21 protein-coding genes are annotated in these 20,651 nt (G+C 67.9%); 5 read left to right on the top strand and 16 right to left on the bottom strand.

Translation table 11 applies throughout. The features are described from left to right. Nucleotides 1-2: 2 nt before the first annotated feature. Genes ABIE65_RS15010 through ABIE65_RS15000 form a run of 3 tightly spaced genes read left to right on the top strand, consistent with a single transcriptional unit; the run spans nt 3 to nt 2,505 of the window. A complete protein-coding gene (locus ABIE65_RS15010; RefSeq protein WP_502918539.1) occupies nt 3-824 on the top strand; it encodes an ABC transporter ATP-binding protein in 822 nt (273 codons plus the stop codon). A 3-nt stretch (nt 825-827) separates the two neighbouring features. Continuing rightward, nucleotides 828-1,838, top strand: a complete 1,011-nt coding sequence (locus tag ABIE65_RS15005) for an MlaD family protein (protein ID WP_354078726.1) — start codon at nt 828-830, stop codon at nt 1,836-1,838. Next, a complete protein-coding gene (locus ABIE65_RS15000) occupies nt 1,822-2,505 on the top strand; it encodes an ABC-type transport auxiliary lipoprotein family protein (protein ID WP_354078724.1) in 684 nt (227 codons plus the stop codon). Before ABIE65_RS15005 ends, ABIE65_RS15000 begins: the two co-directional genes overlap by 17 nt. Here ABIE65_RS15000 and ABIE65_RS14995 read toward each other — a convergent pair. The 12 genes from ABIE65_RS14995 to ABIE65_RS14940 form a co-directional block, all read right to left on the bottom strand. Continuing rightward, the gene (locus ABIE65_RS14995) at nt 2,420-3,205 is read right to left on the bottom strand and encodes a 5-formyltetrahydrofolate cyclo-ligase (protein WP_354078723.1); all 786 of its coding nucleotides are present in this window, start codon (nt 3,203-3,205) and stop codon (nt 2,420-2,422) included. The two genes, ABIE65_RS15000 and ABIE65_RS14995, sit on opposite strands and share 86 nt — an antisense overlap. A gap of 1 nt (nt 3,206) precedes the next feature. Next, entirely contained in the window at nt 3,207-5,438 is a 2,232-nt protein-coding gene (locus ABIE65_RS14990; protein ID WP_354078722.1) for an adenosylcobalamin-dependent ribonucleoside-diphosphate reductase, read from the bottom strand. A gap of 27 nt (nt 5,439-5,465) precedes the next feature. Then, on the bottom strand, nt 5,466-6,443 hold the full coding sequence (gene fcl, locus ABIE65_RS14985; protein WP_354078721.1) for a GDP-L-fucose synthase: 978 nt from the start codon (nt 6,441-6,443) through the stop codon (nt 5,466-5,468). Further along, nucleotides 6,436-7,497, bottom strand: coding sequence for a GDP-mannose 4,6-dehydratase (gene gmd / locus ABIE65_RS14980; protein WP_354078720.1), 1,062 nt, complete (start codon nt 7,495-7,497; stop codon nt 6,436-6,438). Before gmd ends, fcl begins: the two co-directional genes overlap by 8 nt. A gap of 15 nt (nt 7,498-7,512) precedes the next feature. Beyond that, nucleotides 7,513-7,851 (bottom strand): HesB/IscA family protein, encoded by a 339-nt coding sequence (locus ABIE65_RS14975; RefSeq protein ID WP_354078719.1) that lies wholly within the window; start codon nt 7,849-7,851, stop codon nt 7,513-7,515. Nucleotides 7,852-7,912: 61 nt separating this feature from the next. Beyond that, nucleotides 7,913-8,326, bottom strand: a complete 414-nt coding sequence (locus ABIE65_RS14970) for an SUF system Fe-S cluster assembly protein (protein WP_354078881.1) — start codon at nt 8,324-8,326, stop codon at nt 7,913-7,915. A 7-nt stretch (nt 8,327-8,333) separates the two neighbouring features. Beyond that, nucleotides 8,334-8,801, bottom strand: coding sequence for a Fe-S cluster assembly sulfur transfer protein SufU (gene sufU / locus ABIE65_RS14965; RefSeq protein ID WP_354078718.1), 468 nt, complete (start codon nt 8,799-8,801; stop codon nt 8,334-8,336). Then, entirely contained in the window at nt 8,801-10,066 is a 1,266-nt protein-coding gene (locus tag ABIE65_RS14960) for a cysteine desulfurase (protein WP_354078717.1), read from the bottom strand. Before ABIE65_RS14960 ends, sufU begins: the two co-directional genes overlap by 1 nt. Next, nucleotides 10,063-11,409 (bottom strand): Fe-S cluster assembly protein SufD, encoded by a 1,347-nt coding sequence (gene sufD / locus ABIE65_RS14955; RefSeq protein WP_354078716.1) that lies wholly within the window; start codon nt 11,407-11,409, stop codon nt 10,063-10,065. The genes ABIE65_RS14960 and sufD overlap by 4 nt, the downstream gene beginning before the upstream one ends. Before the next feature lie 52 nt (nt 11,410-11,461). After that, nucleotides 11,462-12,211 carry a Fe-S cluster assembly ATPase SufC gene (gene sufC, locus ABIE65_RS14950; protein WP_354078714.1) on the bottom strand — a complete coding sequence of 250 codons (750 nt, stop codon included), beginning with the start codon at nt 12,209-12,211 and terminating at the stop codon, nt 11,462-11,464. A gap of 82 nt (nt 12,212-12,293) precedes the next feature. Continuing rightward, on the bottom strand, nt 12,294-13,760 hold the full coding sequence (gene sufB, locus ABIE65_RS14945; protein WP_354078713.1) for a Fe-S cluster assembly protein SufB: 1,467 nt from the start codon (nt 13,758-13,760) through the stop codon (nt 12,294-12,296). Nucleotides 13,761-13,826: 66 nt separating this feature from the next. Next, nucleotides 13,827-14,288: an SUF system Fe-S cluster assembly regulator gene (locus ABIE65_RS14940; RefSeq protein ID WP_354078712.1), complete on the bottom strand. Its 462-nt coding sequence runs from the start codon at nt 14,286-14,288 to the stop codon at nt 13,827-13,829. Nucleotides 14,289-14,435: 147 nt separating this feature from the next. Between ABIE65_RS14940 and ABIE65_RS14935 the strand changes: the two genes are divergently transcribed. Beyond that, nucleotides 14,436-15,599 (top strand): mandelate racemase/muconate lactonizing enzyme family protein, encoded by a 1,164-nt coding sequence (locus ABIE65_RS14935; RefSeq protein WP_354078711.1) that lies wholly within the window; start codon nt 14,436-14,438, stop codon nt 15,597-15,599. An 18-nt stretch (nt 15,600-15,617) separates the two neighbouring features. Here the strand turns inward: ABIE65_RS14935 and ABIE65_RS14930 are convergent, their stop codons facing one another. From ABIE65_RS14930 to ABIE65_RS14915, 4 genes are all read right to left on the bottom strand, one after another. Continuing rightward, nucleotides 15,618-15,950, bottom strand: coding sequence for a DHCW motif cupin fold protein (locus ABIE65_RS14930; protein WP_354078710.1), 333 nt, complete (start codon nt 15,948-15,950; stop codon nt 15,618-15,620). Between the two features lie 124 nt (nt 15,951-16,074). Next, nucleotides 16,075-17,757, bottom strand: coding sequence for a 2-isopropylmalate synthase (gene leuA / locus ABIE65_RS14925; protein WP_354078880.1), 1,683 nt, complete (start codon nt 17,755-17,757; stop codon nt 16,075-16,077). 391 nt (nt 17,758-18,148) lie between these two features. After that, nucleotides 18,149-18,373, bottom strand: coding sequence for a hypothetical protein (locus tag ABIE65_RS14920; protein ID WP_354078709.1), 225 nt, complete (start codon nt 18,371-18,373; stop codon nt 18,149-18,151). 113 nt (nt 18,374-18,486) lie between these two features. Beyond that, nucleotides 18,487-19,653 (bottom strand): CaiB/BaiF CoA transferase family protein, encoded by a 1,167-nt coding sequence (locus ABIE65_RS14915; RefSeq protein WP_354078708.1) that lies wholly within the window; start codon nt 19,651-19,653, stop codon nt 18,487-18,489. An 86-nt stretch (nt 19,654-19,739) separates the two neighbouring features. On the opposite strand from ABIE65_RS14915, the gene ABIE65_RS14910 reads away from it, so the two are divergent. Continuing rightward, a complete protein-coding gene (locus ABIE65_RS14910; protein ID WP_354078707.1) occupies nt 19,740-20,651 on the top strand; it encodes an ABC transporter substrate-binding protein in 912 nt (303 codons plus the stop codon).

Genomic DNA, 20,651 nt, shown 5'->3' with positions numbered 1-20,651 from the left:
GCATGGAGCGCCCGGACGGACGCGGCGATTACGCGATCCGGGTGCGGGGCCTGCGCACCCAGTTCGGCAGCGCCGTCATTCACGACGGCCTGGACCTCGACGTCCGGCGGGGCGAGGTCCTCGGGGTGGTCGGCGGCTCCGGCACCGGCAAGTCCGTCCTCCTGAAGGAGATCATCGGTCTGATCGACCCGGCCGCCGGCGAGGTCGAAGTGCTGGGCCTTGACGTGCGCACGCTGCAGGGCGAGGCGGCGCGGCGGCTCCGCCGGCACTGGGGTGTCCTCTTCCAGGATGGCGCCCTGTTCAGTTCGCTGACCGTGGCCGAGAACATCGAGGTCCCGCTGAAGGAGCATACCCGTATCGGCGCCGACCTGCGCGCGGACATCGTCGCGCTGAAGATCGCGCTCGCGGGGCTGCCGCCTGATGCGGCCCACAAGTATCCGGCCGAGCTCTCGGGCGGCATGAAGAAGCGCGCCGGTCTGGCCCGGGCCCTGGCGCTCGATCCCGACCTGCTGTTCCTCGACGAGCCGACCGCCGGGCTCGATCCGATCGGCGCGTCGAAGTTCGATGCGCTGATCGGCGACCTGCAGCGCTCGCTCGGCCTGACCGTCGTGATGGTCACCCACGACCTCGACAGCCTCTACGCCATCTGCGACCGGATCGCCGTGCTGATCGACAAGCGCACGCGCGTCGGCACCCTGGCCGAGCTGGAGCGGGACGATCATCCCTGGATCAAGGAATATTTCCGGGGGCCGCGGGGCCGTGCGGCGGCCATGGCCGCCCAAGCGGATTCACGCATTCCGACGTTTGCCGAGGAGGCGAAATAGCCCATGGAGACGCGAGCGAACTACATCGCGGTCGGCGCCTTCGTGCTGGTCCTGTTCTTCGGCCTGATCGGCTTCACCCTGTGGATCGCCGAGTTCCGGTCGCAGATGGCGTACGACCGCTACGACATCTACTTCACTGGCTCGGTGAGCGGGCTGAAGCAGGGCAGCTCGGTCAGCTATCGCGGTGTGACTGTCGGCGATGTCGACGAGATCAAGATCGATCCGCAGAACGTCGACCGCATCCGCGTGACGGTGCGCGTCCAGGAGGACACGCCGATCAAGGCCGACACCGAGGCGAGCCTGGAGATGCAGGGTCTCACCGGCGGCTCCCTGGTCATGCTGAGCGGCGGCACCAACCAGGCGCCGCCCCTGCAGAAGACCGCCGAACAGCGTCTTCCGGTCATCCCGTCGACGCCGTCGCAGCTCGAACGGCTGCTGGAAGGTGCACCGGCTCTGGTGGAAACGGTCAGCGCGCTGATCGTGCAGGCCCAGGATATCCTGCGGCCGGAGAACCGCGAGGCGTTCTCGGAGACCATGCAGAACCTGCAGATCTTCTCCGGAATGCTCGCCGCCGAGTCCCCCAACATCGCGCGCACGATCGAGGACGCGTCGGTCACCCTCGCCGAACTGCGGTCGTCGAGCGAGGCCATGGGCCGTCTGGCGGAGCAGGTCGAGAAGGACCTCGTCCAGACCATCGGGACGGTGAACAAGGTCGCGAAGAGCGTCGACGGCGCCGTCACCGGGCTCGGTGCGGACGGCCAGAAGGTCCTGCAGGAACTGCGGCGTACCGCTGCCACAGCGACCACCGTGGCACGCGACGTCCAGCGCATGATCGAAGAGAATCGCGGGCCGATCCGCGACTTCACCAGCACGGGCCTCTACGAGCTGTCGGCATTCGTCAACGAGCTGCGCCAGCTGGTCAGCGGTCTCAGCCGCGTCACCACCGACATTCGGCGCGATCCCGCGCGTTTCATCTTCGGCAGCCAGCAGGACGGGTATGAGGCCAAACAGTAAGCGAACCCTGGCGGCCTTCGCCGCCGTCGCGATCGTCCTGCTGTCGGCGGCATGCGCCCGTCTGGTCCCGGGGCAGGGGCCCGCGCCGCTGCTCTATACGCTGACGCCGAAGAGCACGTTCACCCCCGACCTGCCGGTCGTCGATTGGCAGCTCACGCTGGAAGTGCCGTTCGCCGCGGCTGCGCTGAACACCACGCGCATCGCCGTGAAGCCGGGGCCGACAAGCTTCGACTATTACGCGCGCGCGAGTTGGACGGACGTCGCGCCGATGATGATGCAGACCTTGATGGTGGAGTCCTTCGAGAACTCCCGCCGCATCGTCTCCGTCGGCCGCGCCTCCATCGGCCTGCGCTCAGACTTCATCCTGAAGACGGAGCTGCGTGAGTTTCAGGCGGAGGCGTTCTCCGGTCAGGCCGTCGTCGGCATCGACGCCAAGCTCGTGAAGATGCCGGAGCGGACCATCGTGGCCGCGAGCGAGTTCCGCGACGCGGCACCGGCCGACATCGACGACATGTCCTCGACCATCGCTGCGTTCGACGAGGCGCTCGGCCGGGTCCTGAAGCGGATGGTCGTCTGGACGCTCACCTCCGGCCAGGAGGCATGGGTGAAGTCGAAGGCCGATCAGGCCGCCGCCGAGAAGGAACGCCGCCGCTCGGACGCTCTCTGAGGGCCGCCACGACCGGCATCGCCGCGATATCGGCCTCCGTCAGCCTCTGCCAGTCGATGCACGCCGGCTGAACGGCGGTGGCGGAAACCTCCATCGCACGTGTCGGCGTCACGATCGCGGATAGCCGCTGGTCGATGTCCTCTGTCGGAAAGGCTTCGACGACCTGCAGGTCGTGCACGGTCGTCGCCACGGGCACCGGGCGTTGCCCGAGTTCCATGAGGATGGCGAACTCGAGGTCGCTGTAGCCGGCGCCCTTGCCGGCGCGCCCGCCGTCCGGGCCGACGGCGACCGAACCGCAGACGATGGCGTCCATCTGCGGCAGCGCGCCGAGGTCGACTTCGGCGCTCCAGGCATCCCACGTCCGTCGGTCCGCCGCCTCGGCGAGGCGCTCCGCCGGTATCCGCGCCGGATCGATGCGCCGGAAGCCCGCCGCCAGTCGCGGCGTCGCCACATAGACCTCGATGCCGCGCCTGAGGGCTTCCAGGCGGACATGGAACTGCGCGGTGTCCGGATTGACCTTGATCCGCCCGGCGTCGCGCCAAGGTGCTAGCGTGAAGAGTCGTCGGGCGGCCGTGTCGGCGCCGTCGAAATTCGGGATGCGCCCATGCGCGGGGAGGGGCGGCCGGGCGGCGCCCTCACGCTCCAGCCGCTCCCAGACGTGCCGCCGCGCGGCCGCCTTGTCGGGGAATCGGCCGCTCATTTCAGCCGCACTTCGAATAGCCGCAGACCGTGCAGAGGTCGCAGCCTTCCTGGTGCAGCAGTCCCGCCGAACCGCATTTCGGGCACTGGGCGACGGGGGCCAACCCGGCGTGCGTCACGTCCGCCGTCCGCGGCGTTCGCGGCGAGGTCGCCATGAAGTCGATCTCCACCATGTGCCGCTCGATCACGTCGCCGATGGCGGCGAGGAGCGAGGGCACGTAGCGGCCGCCCATCCACTGGCCGCCGCGCGGATCGAACACGGCCTTGAGTTCCTCCACCACGAAGGCCACGTCGCCGCCGCGCCGAAACACGGCGCTGATCATCCGCGTCAGGGCGACGGTCCAGGCGTAGTGCTCCATGTTCTTGGAGTTGATGAACACCTCGAACGGGCGGCGGCGGCCATCCTCGACGATGTCGTTGAGGGTGATGTAGATCGCATGGTCGCTCTCGGGCCATTTGATCTTGTAGGTGCTGCCGGGGAGGGTCTCCGGCCGGGCCATCGGCAGTGACCCTCCGGCCGCCGCCGCTGCCTTGGCGCCGGTCGCGGTCAGCACCGCGCCGGTGACCTCGTTCGGCCGATAGGTCGTGCAGCCCTTGCAGCCGGTGCGCCATGCTTCGAGGTAGACATCCTGGAACGCGTCGAAGCCGATCGTCTCCGGCAGATTGATCGTCTTGGAGATCGAACTGTCGACATAGGTCTGCGCCACGGCCTGCATCGCGACATGCTCGTGCGGCGTCAGCGATCCGGCGTCGACGAACCAGTCCGGCAGCGCTTCCTCGCCCGCAGATTCCCGCCACGCCGCGACAGCGTAGTCGACGACCTCTTCTTCGCGCCGGCTGCCGTCCGGCATCAGGACGGCGCGGGTGAAGGCGAAGCTGAAAATCGGTTCGATCCCCGACGACACGTTGCCGGCGAACAGCGAGATCGTGCCGGTGGGCGCGATCGACGTCAGGAGCGCATTGCGGATGCCGTGTTCGGCGATGGCCGCGCGCACGTCCGGATCGAGCGTGCGGACATTCTCGCCCGCCAGGAATGGCTCGCGGTCGAAGAGCGGGAAGGGACCCTTCTCCGCGGCGAGCGCCGTGGACGCCAGATAGGCCTCGCGCCGCACCGCCGCGAGCCACTCGCCCGTCAGGCGGAGCGACTCCTCGCTGCCGTAGCGCACGCGGCACAGGGCGAGCGCATCGGCGAGGCCGGTGACGCCCAGACCTATGCGCCGTTTGGCGCGTGCCTCCTGCGCCTGCTGCGGCAGCGGGAAGTTGGAGGCGTCGACGACATTGTCCATCATGCGGACGGCCGTGGCGACCAGCGACTTCAGCCGTTCGCCGTCGAGCCGCGCCTCCGGCCCGAAGGGCTGGACGACGAGCCGCGCCAGATTGATCGACCCGAGGAGGCAGGCGCCGTAGGGGGGCAGGGGCTGCTCGCCGCACGGGTTCGTCGCCTGGATGGTCTCGCAATAGTGCAGATTGTTCAGGCGGTTGATGCGGTCGATGAAGATGACGCCGGGTTCCGCATAGGCGTAGGTCCCCCGCATGATCCGTTCCCACAGCCCGCGCGCGGGCACGGTGCGGTAGGTGCGGCCGTCGAACACGAGATCCCAGGGCAGGTCACGGTCCACGGCGTCCATGAAGGCGTCGGTGACCAGGACGGACAGGTTAAAGTTGCGCAGCCGCGCCGGATCGCGCTTGGCGTCGATGAACTCCTCGATGTCGGGATGGTCGCAGCGCAGGGTCGCCATCATGGCGCCGCGGCGGGAGCCGGCACTCATGATCGCCCGGCACATCGAGTCCCAGACGTCCATGAAGGTGACCGGCCCCGAGGCGTCGGCGCCGACACCCTTCACCGGCGCGCCGCGCGGCCGCAGGGTGGAGAAGTCGTAGCCGATGCCGCCGCCCTGCTGCATGGTCAGCGCGGCTTCCTTCAACTGGTCGAAGATGCCCGTCATATCGTCGGGGATCGTGCCCATGACGAAGCAGTTGAAGAGAGTCACCCGGCGGTCGGTGCCGGCGCCGGCCAGAATGCGCCCCGCCGGCACGAAGCCGTAACCGTCCAGCGCGTCGTAGAAGGCCGCCTCCGATTCCGCCCGCCGCTCGGGCGCCTCGACGGCGGCGAGCGCGCGGGCGACCCGGCGCCAGGTGTCCTGGACGGTGGCCTCCAGGGGCGCGCCGTCCGGTCCCTTCAGCCGGTACTTCATGTCCCAGATCTGCTGGGCGATGGCGGGAACCTGGTTCATCGGCGCCTCCGGGCTCCTCTGGCGGCGTCAGGCCGGGGCGACGTCAGGCCGGGCGACGCCGGGCGCTCCGCGGCGGCGGAAGTCCTCATAGGTCCGCGCGAGCCCCTCGGCGAGCGGCGTCGTGGCGGTCCAGCCGAGGTCGCGCAGGCGCGAGACGTCGAGCAGCTTGCGCGGGGTGCCGTCCGGCTTCGTGGTATCGAACGCCAGGTCGCCGCGGAAGCCTACGACATCCCCGATCCGGCGCGCGAGATCGGCGATGCTCAGGTCTTCGCCCGTGCCGACGTTCACGTGGGTCTCGCCGTCGTAGCGTTCCATCAGCCAGACGAGGGCGTCGGCCAGGTCGTCGACATAGAGAAACTCGCGCCGCGGCCGGCCGCTGCCCCAGATGTCGACCGTGGCGGCGCCCGTCTCGTGCGCCCGGTGCATCTTGGCGATCAGTGCCGGGATGACGTGCGACGCCGCCAGGTCGTAGGTGTCGCCGGGTCCGTAGAGGTTGGTCGGCATGGCGGCGATGAAGTTCGCGCCGTGCTGGCGGCGATAGGCCTGGCAGAGCTTTATCCCGGCGATCTTGGCGATCGCATACCATTCGTTGGTCGGCTCGAGCGGTCCGGAGAGCAGTACCGGCTCGGCGATCGGCTGCGCCGCATCGCGCGGATAGATGCAGGACGACCCGAGGAACAGCAGCTTCTCGACCCCGCAGCGCCATGCGGCGTCGATGACGTTCGCCTCGATCATCAGGTTGTCGTAGATGAAATCGGCCGGCCGGCTGTCGTTGGCGAGGATGCCGCCGACGCGCGCCGCCGCGAGGAATACGGCCTGCGGCCGGGCCTCGGCCATCCAGGCCTCGGTCTCCACCTGCCGGCGCAGGTCGACGCGGTCGCGCGGCGCGGTCAGGATCTCGCAGCCCGTTTCGGCCAGCCGTCGCACCAAGGCCGAGCCGACCATGCCGCGGTGACCGGCGACCCAGACGCGTTTGCCGCGCAGGTCGTAGGTGCGCTCAGTCATGGCCGTTACGCGCGGTGGCGTCCACGGCGGCGAGATCGGCCTCGACCATCTCGCGCACCAGGTCGTCGAAGCTCGTCTTCGGCCGCCAGCCGAGCCGCTCGCGCGCCTTGCGTGCGTCGCCGACCAGATGCTCCACCTCGGTCGGCCGGAAATAGCGCGGATCGATCGCGACGAGGGTCTCGCCCGTCGCCGCGTCGCTGCCGACCTCTTCCGTTCCCGAACCCTGCCAGACGATCCGGCGCCCGGCATGGCCGAACGCGCGCTCGACGAAGGCGCGTACCGAATGTGCCTCGCCGGTGGCGAGCACGTAGTCGTCGGGTTCGTCCTGGGCGGCGATCAGCGCCATGCCTTCGGCATAGTCGCGCGCATGGCCCCAATCGCGCTTCGCGTCGAGATTGCCGAGCCACAGGGTGCGCTGCCGCCCATGCGTAATAGCGGCGACGGCACGGGTGATCTTGCGGGTGACGAAGGTCTCGCCGCGGATCGGGCTCTCGTGGTTGAAGAGGATGCCGTTTGACGCGTGCATGCCGTATGCCTCGCGGTAGTTCACCGTGATCCAGTAGGCATACAGCTTGGCGACGCCGTAGGGGCTGCGCGGCTGGAACGGCGTGCTCTCGTCCTGCGGGGCGCGGGCGTTGCCGTAGAGCTCCGAGGTCGACGCCTGATAGAAGCGCACCCGGTCCTCGAGCTTCAGGATGCGGATCGCCTCGAGCAGCCGCAACGTGCCGAGCGCGTCGGCGTTGGCGGTGTATTCCGGCGTCTCAAAGCTGACCAGCACGTGGCTCTGCGCCGCGAGATTGTAGATCTCGGTCGGCTGCACCTCCTGCACCAGCCGGATCAGGCCGGTGGCGTCGGTCATGTCGCCGTGGTGCAGGTGAAAGCGCGTCGGGCCCTCGTGCGGGTCGACGTAGAGATGGTCGACCCGGCCGGTGTTGAACGACGACGACCGCCGCTTCAGCCCGTGCACCTCATAGCCGCGATCGAGAAGGATTTCGGAGAGATAGGCGCCATCCTGTCCGGTGGCGCCGGTGATCAGGGCGACCTTCCTCGACATCGAGGGCGTCGGCGATCAGACGTGGAAGGATTCGCCGCAGCCGCAACGGCCCTTCTCGTTCGGATTGCGGAAGACGAAGCCGGATTCGAACTTGTCCTCGACGTAATCCATCTCCGACCCGACGATGAACATCACCGCCGTCGGGTCGATGAAGAGCGTGACGCCCTTCTGCTCGACCTTGTCCTCGAAGCGCTTCTGCTCCTTGGCGTACTCGACCGAATAGCTCATGCCGGAGCAGCCTTTGGTCTTCACGCCGATGCGCAGGCCGAGGACCGGGTCGGTGGTCCTCGACATCAGCGCCTTCACGCGGTCGACGGCGGCATCGGTGAGAGTGATGACGGGCGGTCGGTCCATCTCAGCTTCCCGTTGGTTCGGTTACGCGCAGCGGTGCTGCTTCAGAGGATATGAGGACGCGTCACCACATGTCCAAGGCGACGCGTGCCTCTTCGGACATGCGCTCCGGCGTCCATGGCGGATCGAAGGTCAGCGTGACGTCGACCTGCCCGATGCCCTGCACGCCTGCGACGGCGCCGGCGACCATGCCCGGCATCTCGCCGGCCACGGGGCAGCCGGGCGCGGTCAGCGTCATCTCGATCTGCGCGGAGCCGTCCTCGGCGATGTCGAGTTCGTAGATCAGGCCCAGGTCGTAGATGTTCACCGGAATTTCCGGGTCGTGCACGGTCTTCAGCGCGGCGATGACTGCCTCGCGGTCTGCCACGGCCTCGCCCGGCTCCAGCGGAGCCCCGGCATGGGCGCGGAACTCGCCGTCGTCGCCGGCACCGCTCGAGGCGCCGGTCGGCATGAAGTCGCGCAGTGCGTCGCTGTCCATCACCGCATCACTCCGTGGAGGCCTTTTCCTTGCCCGCCATCGCCGCAGTCAGCGTATGCCAGGGCAGGGTGGCGCACTTCACCCGCATCGGGAACTGCCGAATGCCGGCCATGACCTGCAGGCGGTCCATCGATTCGGGGTCGATCTCGTCGTCGCCGGCGGAGACGTAGGAATCGTCGGTGCACATGGCGTGGAAGCGCTCGAACAGCGCCCGCGCCTCGGCCTCGGTCTTCCCCTTGACGATCTCGGTCATTAGCGACGCCGAGGCCGTCGATATGGCGCAACCGCGCCCCTCGAAGGCGACGTCCTCGATGCGGTCGCCCTCGCCGATCACGAGGTAGATCGTGACCTTGTCGCCGCAGAGCGGATTGTTGCCGTGCGCCGCATGCGTCACATGCTCCGGGTGGCGCTTGTTCCGCGGATGCTTGCCGTGGTCCAGGATCACTTCCTGGTACAGTTCGCGCAGATCGTCCATCAGCCGAAGATCTCCCGAACCTGCTGCAGTCCCTCGACCAGCTGGTCGACGTCAGCACGGTTGTTGTAGAGGCCGAGCGAAGCGCGCACCGTCGCCGCCACGTCGTAACGCTCCATCAGCGGCTGGGCGCAATGATGCCCGGCGCGCACCGCGACCCCGGCGCGGTCGAGGATCGTGCCCATGTCGTGCGGGTGCGCGCATTCCATGACGAAGGACGTGATTCCGGCCTTCTCGCGTGCATTGCCGACCACTGTGAGCCCTTCGACCGTACCCAGCCGCTGCGCCATGTAGGCGGACAGGTCGCGCTCGTGCGCGTGCAGGTTGTCCCAGCCGAGCGCCTCGACATAGTCGATCGCGGCACCCAGTCCGATCGCCTCGACGATCGCCGGCGTTCCCGCCTCGAAGCGGAACGGCGGATCCTTGAAGGTCGATTCCTGCTCGGTCACCGTCTCGATCATGTCGCCGCCGCCCTGGTAGGGCGGCATCGAGGCCAGCAGGTCGCTCTTGCCGTAGAGGACGCCGATGCCGGTCGGGCCGTACACCTTATGGCCGGTGAAGGCGTAGAAATCCGCGTCCAGCGCCTGTACGTCGACGTTGATGTGCGGCGCCGCCTGACTGCCGTCGACCAGCACCGGCACGCCGCGCGCATGGGCGAGGCGGATCACCTCGGCGACCGGCACGATCGTCCCGATCGCGTTCGAGATGTGCGTGATCGAGACGAGGCGGGTGCGATCGGTCAGCAGGTCGGCGAAGGCGTCGAGCAGGAAATTCCCGTCGTCGTCGATCGGCGCGATCTTCAGGACGATGCCCTTCTCGCGCTTCAGCAGGTGCCAGGGCACGATGTTGGCATGGTGCTCCAGCGCCGAGATGATCACCTCGTCGCCCTCTCGCAGGAACGTCCGGCCCCAACTCGCCGCGACGAGGTTGATCGCCTCGGTCGTGTTGCGCGTGAAGACGATGTTCTCGTGCGACGGCGCATTCAGGAAGCGGCCGACCTTTTCCCGCGCGCCCTCGAACAGGTCCGTGCTGCGCTGGCTGAGGAAGTACACGCCCCGATGGACGTTCGCATAGGTCTCCTCGTAGGCGGCGCGCATCGCCTCGATGACCTGCCGCGGCTTCTGCGCGCTGGCGCCGCTGTCGAGGAAGGCGAGGCGCTTGCCATGGACGGGCCGCGCCAGGATCGGAAAGTCCTCGCGGACGCGCTCCACGTCGAAGTTCGGGCGCGCGTCCGTCCGGGCGGCGGCCAGAGGCTGCGAAAGCGTCATGGCCGGCCTCCGGTATGCCAGGAGCGCACCTCGTCCGAAAGCGCGGTGCGGACAGGCCCTTCCGGCAGGTGCTCCAGCACTTCGTCCAGGAACGCGCCGACCAGCAGTCCGCGGGCCTCGGCCTCGGGGATGCCGCGGGCACGCAGATAGAAGAGTGCGTCGGCGTCGATGTCCCCGGCGGTCGAGCCGTGGCTGCACTTCACGTCGTCGGCATAGATCTCGAGCGCCGGCTTGGCGTCGATCTCGGCACCCTCGGAGAGCAGCAGCGCCCGGTTGAGCTGGTGCCCGTCGGTCTTTTGCGCCGGCTGGCGGACGATGATCTTGCCCTGGAAGACGCCTCGCGACTGGTCGTCGAGCACGCCGTGATAGACCTGCCGGGACCGGGCGTGCGGCGCGGCGTGCTCGATCAGGCTCGAATGGTCGAGCAGCTGTTTCCCGCTGCCGGCATAGATGCCGTCCAGCAGGCACTCGGCGCCCGTACCCTCGATCACCGCGTCGATCTGGTTGCGGGCCAGCTTGGCACCCCGGGACAGGACGACGCTGTGATAGCGGGCGTCCTGGGCGATGCGCACGCGGTTGGCGTGCAGGTGATAGGCGTCGACCGACTCTGATTGCACCTTGACGTGCAGCAGCGTCCCACCCTGTTCGACGACGATGTCGGTGGCGCCGTTGGCCAGATAGGCACCGCCGTCCAGCGCGATGTGCCGCTCGGCCAGCGTCGCCCGGCCGCCGTCGCGCACGATCACGGCGGAACGGACGTGCACCGCCGGTGCGGCGTCGCCGGGAACGATCAGGTGCATCACCTCGATCGGCGCCTCGACCGCGGCACCCGGTTCGACGACCAGCACCACGCCGTCGCTCATCAGCGCGAGGTTGAGGGCGGCCATCGGCTGCTCGGGGTCTTCCGCCGACGGCGCCATCATGCCGTCCAGCAGCGCCGGGTCGTCGCGCAGCACGTCGGCCAGCGTGCGCAGCGATACGCCGCGCGGCAGGCCGTCCAGCTGCGACAGGTCGCGGCGGACATGGCCGTTGACCAGCACGACCCGCGCCGCCGTCTCGGAGAACAGGCTGCGCGGCGCGTCCTGGACGGACGCACCCAACTCAACGGCCGCAGCGGAGAAGCCGATCCCGCCCAGCGGACGCAGGGTCGTGTACTTCCACGCCTCGATCTTGTTGTGCGGCCAGCCGACCGACGAGAACCGCTTCAGGCCGGCCTCGCGCAGCGCCGCGACCGCGGGCGCGCCGGCGCCGGGCAGGCGGTCCTTCAGGGCCGCGAACTGTTCGGCGAACGCTTCCGTACCGGGAGCGGCGGCCGCCGTGGATGTGACTGGCTGTTGGCTCATCATATTCGTCCGTTGCGGGTCGGCAGTCGCTGCGGAGGCCTCGCGCGCCCGATCAGGCGGCGGCCTCCAGGAACGCGCCGTAGCCCTTCTCCTCGAGTTCGAGCGCCAGTTCCTTGCCGCCCGATTTCACGATCCGGCCGTGCGCCAGGACGTGCACCCGGTCCGGCACGATGTAGTCGAGCAGGCGCTGATAGTGGGTGATGACGATCATCGACCGTTCCGGCGAGCGCAGCTTGTTCACGCCGTCCGCGACGATGCGCAGGGCGTCGATGTCCAGGCCGCTGTCGGTCTCGTCCAGCACCGCCAGCTTCGGGTCGAGGACCGCCATCTGCAGCGCCTCGTTGCGCTTCTTCTCGCCGCCCGAGAAGCCGACGTTCACGGCGCGCTTCAGCATGTCCTCGCTGATGCCCAGTTCCTTGGTCTTCTCGCGGATCAGGCGCAGGAACTGCATCGCGTCCAGTTCGCTGTCGCCGCGCGCCTTGCGCACCGCGTTGAGCGCCGTCTTCAGGAAGGTCATGCCGGTGACGCCGGGCAGTTCGACCGGATACTGGAACGCCAGGAACAGGCCGGCGACCGCACGCTCCTCCGGCTCCAGCTCCAGCAGGTCGACGCCGGCGAAGCGCACAGAACCGTCGGTCACTTCGTAGCCGGGACGGCCGGCCAGCGCATAAGCCAGCGTCGACTTGCCCGACCCGTTCGGGCCCATGATGGCGTGGACCTCGCCGGTGCCGACCTTGAGGTCGATGCCCTTCAGGATCGGCTTGTCGGCGACGTTCACGTGCAGATTGCTGATTTCGATCATCGTTTCCGTTCCACCTGTTGCGGCGGCGCTTCCCCGGCCGGGCCGGGGAAGGGTGGTTGGCTGTGAGAGGAGGGCGCGGGCGTCAGCCGACGCTGCCCTCCAGGCTGATCCCGACGAGCTTCTGCGCCTCGACCGCGAACTCCATCGGCAGCTGCTGCAGCACCTCGCGGCAGAAGCCGTTGACGATCAGCGAGACGGCGTCTTCCTCGGCGATGCCGCGCTGGCGGCAGTAGAAGAGCTGGTCCTCGCTGATCTTCGAAGTGGTCGCCTCGTGCTCGACCCGCGCCGACCGGTTCTGGCTCTCGATGTACGGGAAGGTGTGCGCGCCGCACTTGTCGCCGATCAGCAGGCTGTCGCACTGGGTGTAGTTGCGCGCACCCTGCGCCTTCGGTGCGACCCGCACCAAGCCGCGATAGGTGTTCTGCGCGCGGCCGGCCGAAATGCCCTTGGAGATGATCCGCGAGCGGGTGTTCTTGCCCAGGTGGATCATCTTCGTGCCGGTATCGGCCTGCTGCATGTTGTTCGTGATGGCGATCGAGTAGAACTCACCCACCGAATTGTCGCCCTGCAGGATGCAGGACGGATACTTCCAGGTGATCGCCGATCCCGTCTCGACCTGGGTCCAGGCGATCTTGGAGTTGCGGCCGCGGCAGGCGCCGCGTTTGGTGACGAAATTGTAGATGCCGCCGACGCCGTTCTCGTCGCCCGGATACCAGTTCTGGACGGTCGAGTACTTGATCTCGGCGTCGTCCAGCGCGATCAGTTCGACCACCGCCGCATGCAGCTGGTTCTCGTCGCGCATCGGCGCGGTGCAGCCCTCCAGGTAGCTGACGTAGGAGTCGGCGTCGGCGATGATCAGCGTCCGCTCGAACTGCCCGGTGTTCGCCGCATTGATCCGGAAGTAGGTCGACAGCTCCATCGGGCAGCGCACGCCCTTCGGGATGTAGACGAACGACCCGTCGGTGAAGACCGCAGAGTTCAGCGTCGCGAAGAAGTTGTCGCTGTACGGCACCACGGTGCCGAGATATTTCCGCACCAGCTCCGGGTGCTTCTGCACCGCCTCGGAGATCGAACAGAAGATGACGCCGACGTCTTCCAGCTTCTTCTTGAAGGTCGTCGCCACCGACACGCTGTCGAACACCGCGTCGACCGCGACGCCGGCCAGCATCTCCTGCTCGCGCAGCGGGATGCCCAGCTTCTCGTAGGTCTTCAGCAGCTCCGGGTCGACCTCGTCGAGGCTCTTCGGGCCGTCCTTCGCCTTCGGCGCCGAATAGTAGTAGGCGTCCTGATAGTCGATCGGCGCGAAGTCGAGCTTTGCCCAGGTCGGCTCGCCCTCGTTCTTCGCCTGCTTCACCCAATGGCGAAACGCCTTCAGCCGCCATTCGAGCAGCCATTCCGGCTCGTTCTTCTTCGCCGAGATGAACCGGACAGTGTCCTCGCTCAGCCCCTTCGGCGCGGTGTCCGATTCGATGTCGGTGACGAAGCCGTACTTGTACTTCTGCTCCGCCATCGAGCGGACCTGCTCGATCGTCTCAACGCTGGCGCTCATAGCTCTCGCCCGATCCTCTGCGTAAACCTGTCGTCGACCCGTCGTCCGATACGGCGTGCCCCGCGGCTAGGCGTTCAGCCTGTCGCGCGGCTCCCCGGATATACCCGTCGCACCGCTACGTGCATACGGCGTCAGCATGTCGGCCAGCGTGACCGAGTCCAGCGCCGCGCGGATCGCGGTGTTGACCCGGTCCCAGCCGCCGCGCATCGGGCAAACCGCCTCGACGCCGCAACTGCCCTCGGCACCGTCGACGCAGGCGGTCAGTGCCACCGGCCCCTCCAGCGCCTCGACCAGGTCGGCCACCGAGATGTCCGCCGGGCTGCGCGCCAGGGAATAGCCGCCGTGCGCGCCGCGGTGGGAGGCCACCAACTGTCCGTGCGCCAGACGCTTCAGGACCTGGCTGACGGTGGACGCCGCGAGACCCGTCGCCTCGGCCACGTCCGGTGCGGTCACGACCGCGCCGGGGCGCGCGGCCATCTGGCCCAGCACCACCACCGCATAGTCGTTCATCTTGCTCAGTCGCAGCATGTCATACCCGTGTCGGCAAAACCGTACCACTCGCGTACGGTTTGTAATTGGACCGGAACGGGGCCGCTTTCAAGCGCCTTTTTGAACGGTTCCAGGATGCGTAGAGTGCCCGCACGGCAGCCGGGAACGCAGCGGGGAAGTAAAGAGATGCGCATCGTCGACGTGGTCGAGAAGACCGTCCCCATCAAGTCGGAGATCCGGAACGCCTTCATCGACTTCAGCCAGATGACCTGCAGCGTCGTGGCTGTCGTCACCGACGCGGTCCGCGACGGCGAGCACGTCGTCGGCTACGGCTTCAACTCCAACGGACGCTATGCCCAGGGCGGGCTGCTGCGCGAGCGGTTCCTGCCGCGGCTGAAGGCGGCCGACCCGAAGACGCTGGTGAACGAGGCGGGCGACAATCTCGACCCGGAGAAGATCTGGGCCGTGCTGATGGCGAACGAGAAGCCGGGCGGCCACGGCGACCGGTCCGTCGCGGTCGGCGTCATCGACATGGCCGTCTGGGACGCGGTCGCGAAGATCGCGGGCAAGCCGCTCTACCGCCACCTCGCCGACACCTATCGCGGCGGGCAGGCGGACGAGCGCGTCTTCGTCTATGCCGCCGGTGGCTACTACTATCCCGGCAAGGACGACGGCGCCCTGCAGGCCGAGATGAAGCGCTATCTCGGCATGGGCTACAGCACCGTGAAGATGAAGATCGGCGGCGGCGACATCGACGAGGACCGCCGGCGGATCGAGGCGGTGCTGGAGGTCGTCGGCAGCGGGCAGGCGCTCGCCGTCGACGCGAACGGCCGCTACGATCTTCCCACCGCGATCGCCTATGCCGAAATGCTCCGGCCGTACGACCTGCGCTGGTACGAGGAAGCCGGGGACCCGCTCGACTTCGCTCTCCAGGCGGAGCTGGCGAAGCATTATCCGGGCACGATGGCGACCGGCGAGAACCTGTTCTCGATGCAGGACGCCCGCAACCTGATCCGCTACGGCGGCATGCGGCCGGACCGCGACATCCTGCAGTTCGACCCGGCGCTCAGCTACGGTCTCGTCGAGTACCGGCGCACGCTGGCCATGCTGGAGGAGAACGGCTGGTCGGCGCGGCGCTGCATCCCGCACGGCGGCCACCAGTTCGCCCTCAACATCGCCGCCGGCCTCGGCCTCGGCGGCAACGAGAGCTACCCGGACGTCTTCCAGCCCTTCGGCGGCTTCGCCGACGACGTGGCGGTGGAGGACGGCATGGTGGGATTGCCTGACGCACCCGGCATCGGCTTCGAGCGCAAGGCCAACCTGTGGGCGGTGCTCAGGACGCTCGCCTGAGCACCGGACCGTGCGCCGTCAGTCGACGATGAACAGCTTCGCCCCAGTTTCGGTTACCGAGCGGTGCGGCGAGTCGCCGTTGTCGGAGACCTGATAGCCCATGCCGGGCTTCATCTGGAACTTGCGGCCGTCCTTCAGTTCGGTGGTGAGTTCGCCTTCCAGCAGATAGATGACGTGGCCGCGGTCGCACCAATGGTCGGCGACGTAGCCGGGGGAGTATTCGACGACGCGCACGCGCACGTCACCGAACTCGAGCGTGCGCCACAGCGCCACGCCGCTGTCGCCCTTGTGCTCGGTCGCGGGGACCTTGCTCCAGTCGGTCGGCGTGTAGGGCAGGGGCGGGATCTTCATGGTCGGCGTCCGTCGTTGGGTGGCCGCCCTGCTGGCGGCATCGCCGCGAAGCATAACGCGTGCCGCGGCGACGCCGGAAAGAAGAAGGGGCTTCCGGCCGGGTCGGCGGGAAGCCCCTTCTGCATCAGACCGGCAGGCCCTGTTTCGATCGGTTCACTGCGCTGGTGACCGCCTTGAGCGAGGCCTCGACGATGTTGGGGCTCATGCCGACGCCCCAGACGACGGTGCCGTCGTCACGCTCGGCTTCGATGTAGGTGACCGAACTCGCGTCGGCGCCGTGCCCGATGGCATGCTGGTGATAGTCGCGCACCTTCAGCGAAACGTCGCAATTCTGCGCCAAGGCGTCGACATAGGCGGCGATCGGGCCGTTGCCGTGGCCCTTGATCACGCGCTCCGTCCCGTTCTCGACGATCGACGCGTCGAGCGTGCGGAAGCCGCTGCGGCCGGACTCGGGGACGGTCGTGTGGCTGACGAATTCTATCGGCGTGGTCCGATCCAGATATTCGCGCTCGAACGTCTCCCAGATCAGCTTCGGCCCGATCTCCTTGCCCGTCTTGTCGGCGATCTTCTGGATGACCTTGCTGAATTCGACCTGGAGCATGCGCGGCACCTCCAGCCCGTGGTCCGTCTTCAGCAGGTAGGCGATGCCGCCTTTGCCCGACTGGCTGTTGATGCGGATGATCGCCTCGTAGGTGCGGCCCAGGTCGGCGGGGTCGATCGGCAGGTATGGCACCTCCCAGATCGGGCTGTTCGCCTTGTAGAGCGCGTCGAAGCCCTTGTTGATCGCGTCCTGGTGCGAGCCGGAGAAAGCCGTGAACACCAGTTCGCCGCCATAGGGGTGGCGCGGGTGTACGGGCAGCTGGTTGCAGTACTCGACGGTCTGGCGGATCTTGTTGACGTCCGACAGATCCAGTTCCGGATCAACGCCTTGGGTGTACATGTTCAGGCCCAAGGTGACGATGTCGACATTGCCGGTGCGCTCGCCGTTGCCGAACAGCGTGCCCTCGATCCGGTCCGCGCCCGCCATGTAGGCCAACTCCGCCGCCGCGACGCCGGTGCCGCGGTCGTTGTGCGGGTGCAGCGACAGGATGATGCTGTCGCGATAGGCGAAGTTGCGGTGGCACCACTCGATCTGGTCGGCATAGATGTTCGGCGTCGACATCTCGACCGTCGACGGCAGGTTGATGATCATCTTCTTCTGCGGCGTCGGCTGGTAGACGTCGCAGACCGCCTTGCAGATGTCGCGCGAGAATTCCAGCTCGGTGCCGGTGAAGCTCTCCGGCGAATATTCGTAGACGATGTCGATCTCCGGGTTCGCCTCCGCCAGGGCCTTGATCTGCCTGGCGCCGCGCACCGCGATCTCGGTGATGCCGGCCTCGTCCATGCCGAACACGACGCGCCGCTGCAGCGTCGAGGTCGAGTTGTAGAGATGAACGATCGCCCGATGGACGCCTTTGATCGATTCGAAGGTGCGCTCGATCAACTCCGGGCGCGACTGCGTCAGCACCTGGATGGTGACGTCGGCCGGGATCATCTTCTGTTCAACGAGCTGGCGCACGAAGTCGAAGTCGGTGTCGGAGGCGGCGGGGAAACCGACCTCGATCTCCTTGAAGCCCATCTCGACCAGCAGCTTGAACATGCGGGTCTTGCGATCGCCGTCCATCGGCTCGATCAGGGCTTGGTTGCCGTCGCGGAGATCGACCGAGCACCAGATCGGCGGCTTGTCGATCACCGCGGAGGGCCATCGTCGGTCGGGCAGGTCCACCGGCTTGTAGGGAACGTACTTCGTGCTGCTGGGAACGGGCATACGGGGCATGGTCTGGTCCTTCGGGCTGCGTCTGCCGCGCCGGGCGCCGACAGCTTCATGGGAATTGGACGTATCGTCGAACGCTGCGGCGCGGTACGGGCGGCCGGCGTTCAGGTCCACGGGCAGGCGCGTCGCGCCCTGTTCAGGCCCGCGGACCGCCGATAAGTCGCAGCGCGCGCCCCGTGCCGCGCCGCATCTGTTCCTGCCCTATGTTCGCCTGGGAGTGGATTCGAACCGTCATGATCTTCCCCGGTACCCGTCGTCACGCTAACCAATGACCGGAAAAGGCCGGCCGACCTCGCCCCCTCAGAGGGACGGGCTGGTAAGTCGAAGCGTGAGCGGTAGCGCGGTGCGGTTCATGGACCGAATATTGCGGCGGATTTGGTGAACGTCAAGTGAAGAGGCGAAGGCGGCGCAACCGCTCCGGCGGGACGGGGCGCAGAACCTCGCGCTCGTAATAGGCGAGAGCCCCGGCCAGTGCGGTCGCGAGCGCCGTGAAGATGCCGAGCATGACCAGGAAGGCGAAGCCGTCGAGGTCGTTGGAGAGGACGACGAGGGCCGTCACCGCCGGTGCGACCTGGACGGTCGTCACGGCCAGCCTGCGGATCCGCCTCATCTCCCCCACGCCGCCGACACTCGGAACCTCCCCCGTCAGGCGAGGACCTTACCGGCGGCGCCGCATCGGGCACAGTTCGCGGACGGGCTAAGCCGCGGAGGCCCGAGCCGTGTCTACTCCGCGGCGCGCGCTCCGGGCGCCATGCCGATTTCGGCCAGCACCTCCGCGGTATGCTCACCCAGCATCGGCGCCGGGCGGCGCACGCCGCCGGGGGTCGATTTCAGCTTCACGCCGGTGCCGAGGGTGCGGCCGGGGCCGGCGGCCGGATGCTCGACCGGCACCACCATGTCGCGCGACAGGACCTGCGGGTCGGTGAACACCTCCTCGTGGTTCATCACGGGACCGGCCGGAATGCCCGCCGCATCAAATGCTTGGCACCATTCCTTGGTGTCGCGCGTCAAGAATCGCTCCTGCAGCAGGGCCACCAGTTCGTCATTGTGCGCGACCCGGTCCGCCTTCTGCGCGAAACGCGGATCGTCCACCAGCGCTTCGCAGCCGAGGATCTTCGCCGCCTTCGGCCACATGTTCTGGCTGGAGGCGCCCAGCGCCATGTGGCCGTCGCGCGTCGCGAAGATCTGGTAGGGGGAACTGCCGCGATGCGCCTGTCCGATGCGTGCCGGAATCTCGCCGGTGGCGAAATAGGAGGCAGCTTCGTACACCTGCATCTGCATCGCCGATTCCATCAGCGAGACGTCGACATGCTGGCCGGCGCCGGTGGTGTGGCGGGCTTGCAGGGCGCTGAGCACGCCGATCGCGCCGAACATGCCGGCGCTGACGTCTGAGATGGCGATCGGCAGGCGGTGCGGTCCGCCGTCCTTCGGCCCGCAGATGGCGGCCAGACCGGACATCGCCTGGGTGATCAGGTCGAAGCCGCCGCGCGTGCGATAGGGACCCGTCTGGCCGAACCCGGAGATCGAGCAGTAGACGAGGCGCGGGTTCTCGGCCGCCAGCGCCTCGTAGCCGATGCCGAGTCGCTCGGCGACGCCGGGGCGGTAGTTCTCGATCAGCACGTCGGCACCCTTGGCGAGCCGGTGCAGCGCCTCCTTGCCTTCCTCGGACTTCAGGTCGAGGACAATGCTGCGCTTGTTGCGGTTCCACAGCATGAAGGGGGCGCTCTCGCCGCCGATGAAGGGCGGCGTGCGGCGCATGTCGTCGCCGCCGCCGGGGCTCTCCACCTTGATGACGTCGGCACCCTGGTCGGCGAGCAGCATTGCGCAATAGGGGCCGGACAGGTTCGATGTGAGATCGATCACACGTAAGCCGTCCAGGGCGGTCGCCATGCTTGCCTCCTTCGCCGGTTGATGTGCCATTCTGTCAGGGGGCTCCGGCGCGTACTAGGCCGCGCCGCTCCCTTGTGGAGCTTGCCATGACGATCGCTTTGCACGAGCCGTTCCGCGCCGTGTTCTACACGCCGTTCTACCTGCCGGTGGCGCTAGGCTTCTACGCGTCCGAGGGCCTGGACGTGAGCATCGCCACCGCCGGTGCCGGCGGGTCCAGCACCAGCGCATTGCTGGCGGGCGAGACCGAGTTCGTCTGGGGCGGGCCGATGCAGGTGATGCGTCACCACGACGAGGATCCCCGATCGCCGGTGGTCGCCTTCTGCGAGGTCGTGACCCGGGACCCTTTCTTCCTGGTCGGGCGCGAGCCGAAGCCGGACTTCCGCTTCTCCGATCTGATGCATCGGCGAATCGCCACTGTCTCCGAGGCACCGACACCCTGGCTATGCCTGCAGGAGGATATCGGTCGGTCCGGCATCGATCCCGAGGGCCTCGACAGGATCGCCGACCGGTCGATGGCGGAGAACGCCGACGCCCTGCGCGCCGGCACGCTGGACGTCATCCAGGTGTTCGAACCGTTCGTCGAGCAGCTGGTCAGGGAGGGCGTCGGCCACATCTGGTACGCCGCAGCCAGCCGGGGGGCGACCTCCTACACGACCCTCATCACGACGCGCCGCGTGATCGAGACTGCGCCGGAGCGGGTGCTCGCCATGACCCGCGCCGCCTATCGTGCCCAGAAATGGGTCAGCACCCGCGCCGCCCCCGACATCGCCGAGGCGGTGAAGGATTACTTCCCCGACCTGGATCTCGAGATCCTGGCCGCCTGCATCGAGCGCTACCGGCGGCTGGACGTGTGGGGCAAGGATCCGCTCCTGCCGGTCACTGGCTTCGTGCGCCAGAAGCTCGGACTTCTCTCGGGGGGCCTCATCACCCGGGACGTGCCCTACGAGAACTGCGTCGAGACGCGCTTCGCCGAGGAGGTCGTCCGCACGGTGCGCTGA

The sequence above is a fragment of the Constrictibacter sp. MBR-5 genome (assembly GCF_040549485.1).
Lineage (GTDB): Bacteria > Pseudomonadota > Alphaproteobacteria > JAJUGE01 > JAJUGE01 > Constrictibacter.
Note: the sequence above shows the minus strand (reverse complement) of the source record. Positions and strands in the feature narration are given on the sequence as shown.